The sequence below is a fragment of the Mesorhizobium sp. WSM4311 genome (assembly GCF_002295115.1).
Taxonomy (GTDB): Bacteria; Pseudomonadota; Alphaproteobacteria; order Rhizobiales; family Rhizobiaceae; genus Mesorhizobium.
The window spans coordinates 159031-171748 of sequence record NZ_NSFV01000006.1 but is presented as its reverse complement, the minus strand read 5'-3'; the positions used below and the strand labels follow the sequence as shown (position 1 = coordinate 171748).

General features: G+C 63.6%; 11 protein-coding genes and 2 pseudogenes. 8 read left to right on the top strand and 5 right to left on the bottom strand.

Annotation, left to right across the window (positions count from 1 at the left end; genetic code table 11):
- Positions 1–26: 26 nt before the first annotated feature.
- Positions 27–1001 (bottom strand): adenosine deaminase, encoded by a 975-nt coding sequence (locus CK226_RS17835; protein WP_095792613.1) that lies wholly within the window; start codon positions 999–1001, stop codon positions 27–29.
- A 134-nt stretch (positions 1002–1135) separates the two neighbouring features.
- Here CK226_RS17835 and ubiE point away from each other — a divergent pair, with 134 nt between their 5' ends.
- The 3 genes from ubiE to coaBC all read left to right on the top strand — a co-directional run bounded on the left by ubiE (position 1136) and on the right by coaBC (position 5114).
- A complete protein-coding gene (gene ubiE / locus CK226_RS17830) occupies positions 1136–1912 on the top strand; it encodes a bifunctional demethylmenaquinone methyltransferase/2-methoxy-6-polyprenyl-1,4-benzoquinol methylase UbiE (RefSeq protein WP_095787047.1) in 777 nt (258 codons plus the stop codon).
- 67 nt (positions 1913–1979) lie between these two features.
- The gene (gene ubiB / locus CK226_RS17825) at positions 1980–3554 is read left to right on the top strand and encodes a 2-polyprenylphenol 6-hydroxylase (protein WP_095792726.1); all 1575 of its coding nucleotides are present in this window, start codon (positions 1980–1982) and stop codon (positions 3552–3554) included.
- Between the two features lie 90 nt (positions 3555–3644).
- Entirely contained in the window at positions 3645–5114 is a 1470-nt protein-coding gene (coaBC, locus tag CK226_RS17820) for a bifunctional phosphopantothenoylcysteine decarboxylase/phosphopantothenate--cysteine ligase CoaBC (RefSeq protein ID WP_210202244.1), read from the top strand.
- A gap of 140 nt (positions 5115–5254) precedes the next feature.
- On the opposite strand, the gene CK226_RS35560 is transcribed toward coaBC, so the two are convergent.
- Entirely contained in the window at positions 5255–6214 is a 960-nt protein-coding gene (locus CK226_RS35560) for an invasion associated locus B family protein (protein WP_245437774.1), read from the bottom strand.
- Positions 6215–6234: 20 nt separating this feature from the next.
- On the opposite strand from CK226_RS35560, the gene CK226_RS17810 reads away from it, so the two are divergent.
- Both CK226_RS17810 and CK226_RS17805 read left to right on the top strand, forming a co-directional pair.
- The gene (locus CK226_RS17810; RefSeq protein WP_245318103.1) at positions 6235–6618 is read left to right on the top strand and encodes a hypothetical protein; all 384 of its coding nucleotides are present in this window, start codon (positions 6235–6237) and stop codon (positions 6616–6618) included.
- Positions 6619–6743: 125 nt separating this feature from the next.
- Entirely contained in the window at positions 6744–7220 is a 477-nt protein-coding gene (locus CK226_RS17805) for an NUDIX hydrolase (RefSeq protein WP_095792612.1), read from the top strand.
- A gap of 10 nt (positions 7221–7230) precedes the next feature.
- On the opposite strand, the pseudogene CK226_RS17800 reads toward CK226_RS17805, so the two are convergent.
- Positions 7231–7874: pseudogene (locus CK226_RS17800) on the bottom strand (citryl-CoA lyase); the annotation flags it as partial.
- On the opposite strand from CK226_RS17800, the gene CK226_RS17795 reads away from it, so the two are divergent.
- Together CK226_RS17795 and CK226_RS17790 are read left to right on the top strand one after the other, a co-directional pair.
- A complete protein-coding gene (locus CK226_RS17795; RefSeq protein WP_245437783.1) occupies positions 7792–8376 on the top strand; it encodes a hypothetical protein in 585 nt (194 codons plus the stop codon). The pseudogene CK226_RS17800 and the gene CK226_RS17795 sit on opposite strands and share 83 nt — an antisense overlap.
- A gap of 261 nt (positions 8377–8637) precedes the next feature.
- Complete coding sequence (locus CK226_RS17790; RefSeq protein WP_095792611.1) at positions 8638–11136, top strand: EAL domain-containing protein; 2499 nt, start codon at positions 8638–8640, stop codon at positions 11134–11136.
- Between the two features lie 23 nt (positions 11137–11159).
- Here CK226_RS17790 and CK226_RS17785 read toward each other — a convergent pair whose 3' ends face one another.
- Complete coding sequence (locus CK226_RS17785; RefSeq protein WP_095787049.1) at positions 11160–11699, bottom strand: GNAT family N-acetyltransferase; 540 nt, start codon at positions 11697–11699, stop codon at positions 11160–11162.
- A gap of 124 nt (positions 11700–11823) precedes the next feature.
- Positions 11824–11910 (bottom strand): annotated as a pseudogene (locus tag CK226_RS35555) (hypothetical protein); the annotation flags it as partial.
- 293 nt (positions 11911–12203) lie between these two features.
- On the opposite strand from CK226_RS35555, the gene CK226_RS17775 reads away from it, so the two are divergent.
- Entirely contained in the window at positions 12204–12662 is a 459-nt protein-coding gene (locus CK226_RS17775) for a DUF2214 family protein (protein ID WP_095787051.1), read from the top strand.
- The last annotated feature ends 56 nt before the right edge of the window (positions 12663–12718 follow it).

Sequence of the window (12718 nt, the reverse complement as noted above, 5' to 3'; positions counted from 1 at the left end):
TCGACCACAGCTTTGTCGGAAGAAAATCAGCGCGCCGCGCCGTTCAGCCGGGCTAGAAGTGCCGCTTTGGTCTTCCTGTCGACAAAGGCGGCTTCGATGGCGGTTCTGGTGACGGCGGCAAGCGCCTTTTCGTTCATCGCAAAATGCTCCGCCGCGATATCGTATTCTCGCTTCAACGACGTCCAGAAATAGGGCGGGTCGTCGGAGTTGAGCGTCACCTTGCAGCCGGCCGCCTGCAAGGCGGGAAACGGATGGTCGTCAAAACTGTCGAACACCTTGAGCGCGATGTTGGAGCCGGGGCAGCACTCCAGGACGATGCCTTCGTCGGCGATGCGCCGGACAAGGTCCGGGTTCTCGATAGCGCGCACGCCGTGGCCGATGCGCGAGGGGCGGATATGGTCAAGCGCCGCCTGGACCGTCTCCCAGCCCGTCAGCTCGCCGGCATGGATGGTGATGCCGAGCCCGGCCTCGCGCGCGATCTCGAAAGCCCTGACATAGTCCTCCATCTCGCCCACGCGTTCGTCGCCGGCAACGCCGAAGCCAGTGACCAGCGGATTCCCGCAGCGCGCCGCGAAGCGTGCCGCCCGTTCGATCGATTCCACGCCGACATGGCGCACGCCGGTGACGATCATGCGGCCCTCAATGCCGGTCTTGGCCTTGGCGCGCAGCATGCCTTCGCCCAGCGCATCGGTATAGGCCTTGGGCGATAGCCCGGCTTTCGTCGCATGGTCCGGCGAGGTGAAGACTTCGGAATAGATGGCGCCATCGCGGGCAAGACTGGTCAGATAGTGATCGGCCAGCCGCGCGTAATCCTCTTCGGTGCGGAACAGATCGGCGGAAAAATCGTAAGCCGCGAGGAAGGACGTAAAATCGTGCCAGACGAAGGAACCGTTCTGGATATAGGGCGAGGCATCCTCGCCGTATTTCTGCGCCTGGCGGATGACGAGCTCTGGCGCCGCTGCCCCTTCAATATGGCAGTGCAGTTCCGCTTTCAAAGGCATTCAAACATCCCGTCGGTCAGTCCAGGTCTTGAAAACCCACCACCTGGAAGCGCGGCTGAACACCGCGCCTTAAACAATAGCGCCCACAGCATCGATCGGCTATGGTCCCGCCGGTTTTATGACGGATCAAAAAAATGTCAGTTGAGAGAACCACGGCCGCGGGCGGCATGGAAACCTCCTATGGTTTCAAGCGTGTGGGGGAAGGCGAGAAGCAGTCCCTGGTCAACGATGTTTTCCACAAGGTCGCCAATCGCTACGACCTGATGAACGACCTGATGTCGGCCGGCCTGCACCGGCTGTGGAAGGATGCCATGGTCACCTGGCTCAATCCGCCGAAGCGGGCGGGCTGGAAGGTCCTGGATGTGGCCGGCGGCACCGGCGACATTGCCTTCCGCATCGTCGATGCCAGCCATGGCAGCGCCCACGCCACCGTGCTCGACATCAACGGCTCGATGCTCGCTGTCGGCCGCGACCGGGCCGAAAAGAAAGGCCTGTCCGGCAACACCGATTTCGTCGAGGCCAATGCCGAGGAACTGCCCTTCACCGACGCCACCTTCGACGCCTACACCATCGCATTCGGCATCCGCAACGTGCCGCGCATCGATGTCGCGCTCGCAGAAGCGTTCCGCGTGTTGAAGCCCGGCGGCCGGTTCCTGTGCCTGGAATTTTCCGAGGTCGAGATGCCGTTGCTCGACAAGGCCTATGAAGCCTGGTCGTTCAATGCCATCCCCAAGATCGGCAAGATGGTTACCGGCGACGGCGAGCCCTATTCCTATCTGGTTGAATCGATCGCGAAATTCCCCAACCAGCAGAATTTCGCGGCAATGATTTCCCGCGCCGGTTTCGACCGTGTTTCCTTCCGCAACTATTCCGGCGGTATTGCCGCGCTTCATTCGGGCTGGAAGCTTTGAGGCTGGCCCGCATTTCCCATTCTCGATATGGCTCATGCCGGTCTCAAGAACCGGCCTTGGTGCGGCCATGAGCAGCGTCGGCGCCGGTTTCAGGCTCGCACGGGCCGGTTGGGTGCTGGTGCGCGAGGGCGTCATCGCCGCCCTGCCGGGCGAGGAACTCTCCGGCCTGCCGAAATTCGGCTGGCGGCTGGCGCGGCTGTTCACCCGCCGCCGCGCGCTCGCCTATCAGCGCAGCGACCGGCTGGCCAAGGCGGTGGTCCGGCTCGGCCCGTCCTATGTCAAGCTCGGCCAGTTCCTGGCAACGCGGCCCGACGTCGTCGGCAACGACATGGCGCTCGATCTCGCCATGTTGCAGGACAAGATGCACACCTTCCCGAGAACTGAGGCGGTAGCGGCCATCGAAGCCTCGCTCGGGCGCAAGGTGAGTGATCTCTACGCCGAGTTCGGCGACCCCGTCGCCGCCGCTTCGATCGCCCAGGTCCATGCCGCCGAAGCCATCCATGATGGCGCTGCCGCCAAGGTCGCGGTGAAGGTCATCCGGCCCGGCGTGCGCCGCCGCTTCTTCCAGGATCTCGAAAGTTATTTCCTCGCCGCCCACCTGCAGGAGAAATACATCCCCTCCTCGCGCCGACTGCGGCCTGTCGAGGTGACCGAGACGCTGGCGCAGACAACCAAGATCGAGATGGATTTGCGCCTCGAGGCGGCGGCGCTCTCCGAACTTGGGGAGAACACCAAGGACGATCCGGGCTTCCGCGTGCCATCCGTCGACTGGGAGCGCACCGGCCGTGACGTTTTGACCATGGAATGGGTCGACGGCGTCAAGATGAACAACATCGCAGGCCTGGAGGAGGCCGGCCACGATCTGAAGGCGATCGCCGCCAATCTCGTCCAGTCATTCCTGCGCCATACGCTGCGCGACGGCTTCTTCCACGCCGACATGCATCCGGGCAATCTGTTCGTCGAGGAGGACGGCACCATCGTCGCCGTCGATCTCGGCATTGCCGGACGTCTCGGCAAGAAGGAGCGCCGCTTCCTCGCCGAAATCCTCTACGGCTTCATCATGCGTGATTATCTGCGCGTCGCCGAAGTGCATTTCGAGGCCGGCTACGTGCCGCGCCAGCACAATGTCGCGGCCTTCGCGCAAGCGATCCGCGCCATCGGCGAGCCGATCCACGGCCAGCCGGCCGAGACCATTTCCATGGCCAAGCTGCTGACGCTGCTGTTCGAGGTGACCGAACTCTTCGACATGGCGACGCGGCCGGAACTGATCCTGTTGCAGAAGACCATGGTCGTGGTCGAGGGCGTGGCGCGCACGCTCGATCCGGCCTTCAACATGTGGAAGACCTCGGAGCCGGTGGTCGGCGGCTGGATCGCAGGAAACCTTGGCCCCCGCAGCATGATGATCGATGCGCGCGACGGCGCCAAGGCGCTGCTGACGCTCGCCCGCCAGGCGCCGGAGCTTGCCGCCCGCACCGACCGGCTGTCGCGCGAGATCGACCTGATGGCCGAGCACGGCCTGCGTTTCGACGAGACCACGGCGCGTGCCGTCGGCAAGGCCGAGGCGCGCTACAGCCGCTCCGGCCGCGTCGCGCTGTGGGTGATCGCGCTGACGCTGGTCTATATCGCATGGAAGATTCTTTAGACCTGAAAAACGAAGGTTGAGCCGCAACTTGCGGCAAATTGATTGCATTGCTATCATCGCCTTCGACCGGCATGAGCAAAGTGCAATCACATGGCAAGCATCACGATCCGCAACCTTGACGATGAGGTCAAGGAGCTGCTGCGCCGATTGGCGGCGGAAAACAACCGTTCCATGGAGGAGCAGGCCAGGGTGATGATCCGGGCCGCCGTCGACGGCCAGATCGGATCCGGCCGCATCGACCAGATCGAAAACACCTTGCGCGAACTGACCAGCATGCACAGTGCGGCGACCGCGGTTGCGGCCCCTGCGGGCAAGATCCTTCCGCGGGGCACGCTTTCCGGCAAGCGCATCCTGCTTATCATCGGTGGCGGCATCGCCGCCTACAAGGCGCTGGACCTGATCCGCCGGCTGCGCGAGCGTGGTGCGGCAGTAAGGGTGGTGATGACTGCCGCAGCGCAGGAATTCGTCACCACGCTGTCGGTTGGCGCGCTGTCGGCCGACCACGTCTTCACCGAACTGTTCGACCGCAATGACGAGCACGATGTCGGCCATATCAGGCTGTCGAGGGAGGCCGATCTTCTGGTCGTGGCTCCCGCCACCGCCGATCTGATGGCCAAGCTCGCCAATGGTCACGCCAACGATCTGGCCTCCACTGTGCTGCTGGCCACCGACAAGCCGGTACTGATGGCGCCGGCGATGAATCCGAAAATGTGGTCGCATCCGGCCACCCGCCGCAACCGCGCGACCTTGGGCAAGGACGGCGTCACTTTCGTCGGCCCTGCCAGGGGCGAGATGGCCGAAAGCAACGAGGCCGGTGAAGGCCGAATGGCTGAACCGCTGGAGATCGTCGCCGCGGTCGAGGCGCTGCTCGATGCCGGCCCCAAGCCGCTGGCGGGGCGTAGGATCATCGTCACCTCCGGCCCGACGCATGAGCCGATCGACCCGGTGCGCTATATCGCCAACCGTTCCTCCGGCAAGCAGGGCCACGCCATCGCCGCCGCGTTGGCAAGGCTTGGCGCCGATGTGCGCCTCGTCTCCGGTCCCGTGAGCATCGCCGACCCGGCTGGCGTGAGGACTATCCATGTCGAACGTGCGCAGGAAATGCGCGATGCGGTCGAACAGCTTTTGCCCGCCGATGCCGCGGTGTTCGTCGCCGCCGTCGCCGACTGGCGCAGCGAGAATTCGGCCGGCGAAAAGATCAAGAAGGTGGCGGGCGAAGGACCGCCGGTGCTGCGCATGGTCGAGAACCCCGACATCCTTGCCGGCGTCGGCCATCACAGCCAGCGACCCGGCCTGGTCGTCGGCTTCGCCGCCGAGACGCAGGATCTCTTGCGCAATGCCCAGGCCAAGCTCGCGAAGAAAGGCGCCGATCTGATCGTCGCCAACGATGTGTCGCACGAAAGCGGCATCGGCCCTTCAGGCGTCATGGGCGGCGATCGCAACCGGGTGCGGATCGTGTCGAAGGCCGGCGTCGAGGAATGGCCCGAAATGACCAAGGACGAGGTGGCGGCGCGGCTCGCCACCCTCATTGCCGAGCGGCTGAAAACGATCGTCGTTTGACGTGTATTGGAGCAATTCCAGGAAAAGTGTGAGCGGTTTTCCCTGGAAAAGCGCGCAGCGCCTTCCCTAGGGAATTGCGAACATCAAAGACTACACGCGACGCCAGCTGGACGCCGCGCATCTGATTCCGGACTGAGCCGTCAGTTTGACAAGAGCTCCGCCGTGCGGGCGAGCGCGCCGCCGAAACCGTTGAGCGGAATGGAAAAGCTCACCGCTTGTCCCGTATCCGCCGCGAAGGCGTCGATCTTCAGCGTCGTGCCATTCTTGAGCAGCGGCGTGACATTGGCGTCGAACGCCACCGGCACCAGGCAGCCGACGGCCTGGCAAGTGTTGAATGCCAGGCTGCCGTCCAGCTTCTGGTCATCGATGGTCAGGGTGACGCCTTTGGCGAGCGCCAGCCCAAACGGCAGGGCAAGAGTGCCTGTCGCCTCGTCGCCGGTCTTGCTCGACAGCTCGATCGCCAGCAGCCGCTGGTTGCTCTGTTTGTTGAACTGTTGGTGCGACAGGCTGCAGACCTTGTTCGTGCCCGATATCTGGCAATTGACCGTCCAGTCGCCATGGGTTTCGGACAAGGCCGATGCCCCGCCCGGCAGTTGTGGCGCATCGGCCGCGGCGGGCGGAGCCGCCACCTTGTCGCCTTTGGTCTGCGCGGCCACGGCCGGCACACCGGCGATGCAGGCCGCACCCAGCATCGCAACCAAATACGCGTATTTCCTCATCAAGACCTCTCCCGCCCGGCTCCGCCTCGAGCCAGCCTGGAAACTGACCTTGAGAGGCGCGCTGACTGCATTCTGTTTGACCGTTTCCCCGAAGGCGCCATTGTCCCTGGCGGACATGCCGGCGCCATTCAGCTCTAGGCCGGCGCCGACCCGATAGAGCGGCGAATCGATCGCTTCCGTCAAGTGCAATGCGAGGTTGCCGGGCAGATTCTCCGCCACCGCGAAGCGGCCTTCGATCTCCGCTCCTTGTGTTGGAGAAGAACTCTGCCCCCGGGCCTTCGATAGAGGCGATGCTGGCGCGATGTCCGTGCCGGTCTCCAGCGCTGGCGTCGCCTGCAATCCGTGGCCGCTGGCCGGATGGCCGGGACAGGGCGGGGTCACGATTGATTTCAAGGCGACCGATGGACCGCCATGGCATCGCCGGACAAACACCCTATATTGCGGGAATGAACAGGATTTTTAGCAAGAATGTGCCGATGTCGGCGCGCCGACTATTGATGAGACTTGCGTCGGCGGTGCTGGCCGCTACTTTTTTAGCCGGCTTTGCGCTGCACGCTTCCGCGCAGGTGGCCAATCCCGCGATCAACAGCAACGCGCCGATCCAGCAGAACGATCTGCAGGCCTTGCAGAGCCGCATTCAGCGGCAGCAATTCCAGCAGCAGCAACAGCAGTACCGCGACCAGGACCGCGTGATCGTCCAGCAGCCACCGCCGGTCGTGCCACGGGTCAGGCCGGGCTGCCAGACGCAGATCATCGGCAGCACGGCCGTGAGCAATTGCCGCTGACAGGCGGGCTTCTTTTATTTAGCCGACTTACATGGTAGGGGACCTTGAGGGTGCCCCTGCGGCAGTTTGGGTTTGCAAAGGCGCCGCGTCACGCTATGGGGCACTGACCGACTGGACTATTGCAGATGAAAACCACGAAGAAAAAGGCCGCACGCCGGGCCAAGAAAGGGGAAAGAATCCGCCAGGTGGCGGCGATCCCCTTTCGCTTGACCGCGGATGGGAGTTTCGAGGTGATGCTGGTCACGTCGAGAACGACGAGGCGCTTCATCGTCCCCAAGGGATGGCCGATGAAAGGCAAGAACGGACGCAAGGCCGCCACCATCGAGGCGATGGAAGAAGCCGGCGTGCTTGGCAAGACCCTGAAGCACCCGGCCGGCACCTATTCCTACTGGAAGCGGCTGGCCAACCGCTTTGTCCATGTCGATGTCATCGTCTACCTGCTTGAAGTGACCGAGGAACTGGCCAACTGGCAGGAGGCCAAGCGGCGACAGCGGGCATGGCTGACGCCGGCCGACGCGGCGATGTTGATCGACGAACCGGATCTTTCGACGCTGGTGAAGACCCTGACACTTCCCCAGCCCACGCCGACCGATGCAACCTGAGGACAATTCCTCAGCCGCTCCTACCACCCTTTTCGGGAAGAGGGCGTACCGGCATGCCGGTATAGACCCACAACCATTCGCGCGGCAGCGGCCCCTTGTTGCGCTCGCTTTGCTGCGACTGTTCCCAGGCGTGCGCCAGGATGCCGACGGAACGTGACAGCACGAAGAGCCCGCGCGTCAGCGGCGGCGGGAAGCCGAGTTCGCATAGATGACGGCCGTGGCGCCATCGATGTTGAGCGGTATCCCCTTGCCCTTGCGGCGTGCGACCTCCGCCTCGATCGCCTCGGCGATGTCGGCGAACCCTCCATTGACGACTCCACGCGCGGCAAATTCGCGGGTCAGTTCCGGCAGGCGCGGTGCGCGCGGATCGACCGGGTGAAAGCGGTGGCCGAGCCCTGGCACATAACCCCTTTCCTCGACGAAGAACCGGTCGAGCCGTGCCGAGACCGCCTTCCCCAACGCCGCCCCGCCATCGATCGCCTTGGCGATATTACCGTAGAAGGACAGCGCCTGTTCGCCGGCGCCGCCATGCACGTCGCCGAGTGCATTGCCGACACCGCAGGTTGCCGCCATGCGGGCGATGGTGATCGACGACGCCTGCGGCCCATGGTCGACGGCAGCGCCCAGCGCGATGCCGAGCAGTGCGGCCTGGTCGCTCTATCAGCGTTCGGTCGTGGCGGTCGACATCCTGCTGCCGATCATGCGCGACCTTTCCGAGCACAGCTGGGAGAGTGTTGCCTTCTATCTCCGCTCGGGCGACGTCCGCACCTGTCTCTACCGCGTCGAATCCAAGCACCCGATCCGCTACACCATACGCGAGGGCGACCTGTTGCCTTTGCTCGTCGGTTCGGGCGGACGCGTGCTTGCGGCATTTTCCGGCGAGGCGGGCGAGCCCTATGAGACCATACGCCGGACCTGCCTCGCCGTCGGCGACCGGGACCCCGAGACGGCGGGCGTCTCGGCACCGGTGTTCGGACCGGGACGCGTCCTGCTCGGCGCCTTGACGCTGGCTGGGCCGAGCACGCACGTCGATGCCGCCTTCCTTCAGCGCATGAAACGGCCGCTGCTCGAGGCGGCGGCCCGCGCCACTCGAGCCTTCGGCGAGGATGCCTCGATGCTCGAACAGGCATGTCTTGCAGCGGAGACCCTGCCCTAACCCGCGCGGTTATAGGCCGAAAAGGACTGATAAGCTTCGAATACAAACCGATTCAAGTTCAAACAGTCAATTGACGCTGCGTAATATTCAGTCACCCAACTCAAGAAAAGGCTTCAAAGCGAACGGAGCTATTTATTGGCTGTTAAGTCCCTCGTGATAAGCGGTTGTCGTCGCCATTTGCGCGACATGAGGGGCAGAGAATCGTCTTAACCGACGGGTGAAACAGTCGGACAGACGCGCTGACAGGATCATGGCACGTCCGTGAATTCGAAGACGCCATCATCGCTGGACGCCAGCCCCCGTCTTCTCGGGCTCGTCTGGCCGTTCATCGCCGTCGTCCTCGTCCAGGCGCTGGTCGCCAGCCTCAGCCTGTACACGCTTTCGGCGGTTCGCGCCTATGTCGGCGGGGAAAGCCAGTGGTCCAAGGGGCAAAAGCACGCCATCTATTTCCTCAGCCTCTATGCGGATACCGGCAATGAGGCGTTCTTCACCGAGTATCGCGAAGCGATCGCCGTTCCGCTTGCCGACCGCTCGGCCCGCCTGGCGCTCGAGCAGCCCGAACCCGATGCAGAGGCAGCGCGCACAGGCTTTCTGCAAGGCAGAAACCACGCGGACGACGTTGCCGGGCTGATCTGGCTGTTCCAGAATTTCCGGAAGTTCAGCTATCTCGATACCGCTATTCGGCACTGGGCGGCGGCCGACACAATGATCCTCGCCATCCAGCGGCTCGGCGATACGATGCATGCGACACTCGGCAAGGGGCCGGCGTCGACAGCCGAGATCAGCGCCTGGAAGGCGGAAATTCATCGGCTCGATCGTCAGGTCACTCCATTGTCCAAGGCCTTCTCGGACAGTCTCGGCGAGGGATCGCGCTTCATCCAGATGCTGCTTACCTTTGCCAATCTCGTCACTGCCGCATTGTTGATCCTGCTTGCCGTGTGGCGCACGCGCAAGCTCCTTGCGCAGCGCCAGGCCTTCCAGCTGGCGCTCAATGCCGAGCGCGAGCGCGCCCAGATAACACTGGCTTCGATCGGCCAGGCCGTCGTCAGCACCGGCCGCGACGGGCGGCTCGACTACATGAATGCGGTTGCCGAGAAACTGCTGGCCTGCCCGCTCGGCGCTGCAAGGGGCAAACCCATCGCAGCATTCTTTCGCCTCATCGACAAGGGCACCGGCGTTGAAGAAACGCAGTTGGTCGAGCGTCTCCTGGCCGGCGAAGCGCGCCGTTCCAGCGCCCGTCCACAATTGCTGCAGCGGCCGGACGGCTCCGTTGTTCCCGTCGCATTGACCGGCGCACCGTTGCTCGTTTCCGGCGAGGTCGTCGGCGCCGTGCTCGCCTTCCACGACATGACGCGCGAAGAGGATTACATCGAGCGGCTTTCGTGGCAGGCCTCGCATGATGCGTTGACCGGGCTCGCCAACCGGCGCGATTTCGAAAGCCGGCTGGAAAGGACAATCGTCGAATTGCAGGGCCAGCCCCGGCAGCACGCCTTGATGTATCTCGATCTCGATCAGTTCAAGCTTGTCAACGATACGTGCGGCCATGCGGCGGGCGACCAGTTGCTGCGCCAGATCTCGGCGCTGTTGACCTGCGAATTGCGGCCGGGCGACGTGCTGGCACGATTGGGCGGGGACGAGTTCGGCGTGCTGCTCGTCGATTGTGAAGCCGACGAAGCGTGCGACATCGCCGAACGGCTGCGCGCGGCTGTGCAGAATCTGCATTTCGCCTGGGATGGCAGGACGTTCAACACCAGCGTCAGTATCGGCATGGTGGAGATCGCCAATGCGCAGGTGACGATCGCGGAAACGCTGCGGGCCGCCGACGTCGCCTGCTACATGGCCAAGGACAAGGGCCGCAACCGCGTCCAGGTCCACAACGAGGGCGACGTGGACTTGCGCGAGCGTTTCGGCGAGATGGCCTGGGTGCAGCGTCTGCACGCCGCGCTGGTGCAAGACCGTTTCCGGCTTCATGCGCAGGAAATCTGGCCGCTCAACGACGACATCGTCGAGGTGGGAGCGCATATAGAGATCCTGTTGCGGCTGACCGACGAAGACGGCAGCTTCGTCACCCCGCAGAGTTTCATTCCCGCGGCCGAGCGCTATGGCCTGATGCCGTCGATCGACCGCTGGGTGGTGCGCAACACCTTCCGCATCCTGGCCGCCCGGCAGGCCGATCCGCGCACGCCGCCCATCGCAACATGCGCCATCAATCTTTCCGGCGCGACGTTCGGCGACGAAAGCTTTCTCGGCTTCCTGGGCGAGCAATTCCTCATCCATGGCATTTCGCCTGCCATGATCTGCCTGGAGATCACCGAAACCAGCGCTATCGCCAATCTCACCAACGCCATGCGTTTCATTGCCGATCTGCGCGGCTTGGGCTGCCGCTTCGCGCTCGACGATTTCGGCTCCGGCATGTCGTCCTTCGCGTATCTGAAGCACCTGCCGGTCGACTACCTCAAGATCGACGGCAGCTTCGTCAAGGACATGCTGGACGACCGCATCGACCGCGCCATGGTCGAGATGATCCACCACATCGGCAAGGTCATGGGCAAGCGTACCATCGCCGAGTTCGTCGAGAGCGACGGTATCGTCGCCGCGCTGAAGACCATCGGCGTCGACTATGCCCAGGGCTATGGGATCGCCAGACCGACGCCGTTCGATGCCTCGACGGTGCTGCTAGGCCGAGGCGTCACGCCGGCCGCCAAAAGCGTCGATCCATGGGCCGATCTGGCGCGGAAGCTGCGCCGCAAGGCGGGCTAGTCTACCTGATCTGCAATCCAGGTTCAGGACAGCCGCTCCAGCAGCACGGTCGGCGCGTCATGATAGGTGGTCCGCAACACCTCGCGATAGCCGACCTTATCAGCGACATTCAACGAGGCGGTATTCTCGGGATCGATGATGCAGACGGTTTTCACCCGTCCGAAGGTTTCTTCGCCCCAGGCCAGCACACGGCCGACGACCTCTGTGGCAAGGCCCGCCCCGTGCACTTCCGGTGCCAGCGCCCATCCGGCCTCTGGAATGCCTTCGATCGACGGTTCCATGTCGCGCTTCAGATCGTGAAACCCGGCCTCGCCGACGAAGCGGCCCGTCGCCTTCTCCTCGATCGCCCAGAAGCCGTAGCCGAGCAGCGACCACAGGCCGGCATGACGCAGGAAGCGCATCCAGCTTTCCTCGCGCGTGCGCGGCTTGCCGCCGATGAAGCGGGTGACGGCGGGGTCGCCCCACATCGTTGCATAGGCGTCGAAATCCTCCAGCCGGTGTGCCCGCAGAATGGTTCGCTGCGTTTCGATGACGGGAGTGACGGTCACTTTGCGGTTGTTCATTGGATTTGCCTTGCTGATCTTGTCCGCGCTTAGCAAATTGCCCCTGCGGTGCAAGGGCCAGCGGAAGACGCGCCATCATCCAGAACAGCGGCCGAAGCAGATCTTCAGCCGCGCCAGGCCATGTTCATGTAGACACCGCCACGTTGCAATTCGTCCAGCATCTGGTCAGCCGCTTCTGCCTGGTGTCCGGGCGCTTGGCGCGGGCAATCCAGCCGAGATAGTCGTTCTTCTGGTAGTCCGGCCGGGCCTCATAGGCAGTCTCATCAGCCCGCGTTCCGTCAAGACGGCGTGGATCAGGTCAGACATCGGATTCAGGGGGCGTTTCAGTCCGGTCATGCCTGCGAACCTAACGTGCCTGGACCGAGCGTCAACGCCGCCTATGACCAGGGAGCAGCTTTCTATGGGAATTCTGCCCGACGGTGTTAATTTCCCGGCAGGCTGATTCAGCACATTTGCGGCGCGACCTTTTCAGACGCGGGGCTGGTGCTCAACCCAGGAAGAAACATGGACACGACCGACCTTGTGCTTGCCATTATCCATCATCTGCTGGTGTTTTCCCTGGCAGGGATCATCGGCGCCGAATTCGTGCTGATCCGCGGCGACCTGCCCGCCGTAACCCTCAAGCGACTCGCCGGCATCGACCGCCACTATGGCATCATCGCCTCACTCATCATCATCGTCGGGATCGGCCGTGTCCTCTGGGGCCTCAAGGGATGGGAGTTCTACATCTACAACTGGATGTTCTGGGCCAAGATGGCGGCATTCGGCATTGTCGGCCTGCTTTCGATCATCCCGACCGTGCGCTTCATTTCCTGGAACCGGCAGGCCAGCGCCAATCCCTCCTTCGCCGTGCCGGCGGGCGAACTGGCCTCGGTAAAGACGTATATCCGCGCCGAGGCCTTCGTCTTCCTGCTGATCCCGGTGTTCGCGGCGGCGATGGCGCGCGGTTACGGCTACCAATAGATCTGGAATAGAACGAGAGCGGACAGAGGTCCGCAATCGGCATTTGCCGAACCCGC

Coding starts and splice junctions, on each gene's coding strand:
- CK226_RS17835 (WP_095792613.1), bottom strand. CDS start 1,001: ATGCCTTTGAAAGCGGAACTGCACTGCCATATTGAAGGGGCAGCGGCG.
- ubiE (WP_095787047.1), top strand. CDS start 1,136: ATGTCAGTTGAGAGAACCACGGCCGCGGGCGGCATGGAAACCTCCTAT.
- ubiB (WP_095792726.1), top strand. CDS start 1,980: ATGAGCAGCGTCGGCGCCGGTTTCAGGCTCGCACGGGCCGGTTGGGTG.
- coaBC (WP_210202244.1), top strand. CDS start 3,645: ATGGCAAGCATCACGATCCGCAACCTTGACGATGAGGTCAAGGAGCTG.
- CK226_RS17810 (WP_245318103.1), top strand. CDS start 6,235: ATGGACCGCCATGGCATCGCCGGACAAACACCCTATATTGCGGGAATG.
- CK226_RS17805 (WP_095792612.1), top strand. CDS start 6,744: ATGAAAACCACGAAGAAAAAGGCCGCACGCCGGGCCAAGAAAGGGGAA.
- CK226_RS17795 (WP_245437783.1), top strand. CDS start 7,792: ATGCGGGCGATGGTGATCGACGACGCCTGCGGCCCATGGTCGACGGCA.
- CK226_RS17785 (WP_095787049.1), bottom strand. CDS start 11,699: ATGAACAACCGCAAAGTGACCGTCACTCCCGTCATCGAAACGCAGCGA.
- CK226_RS17775 (WP_095787051.1), top strand. CDS start 12,204: ATGGACACGACCGACCTTGTGCTTGCCATTATCCATCATCTGCTGGTG.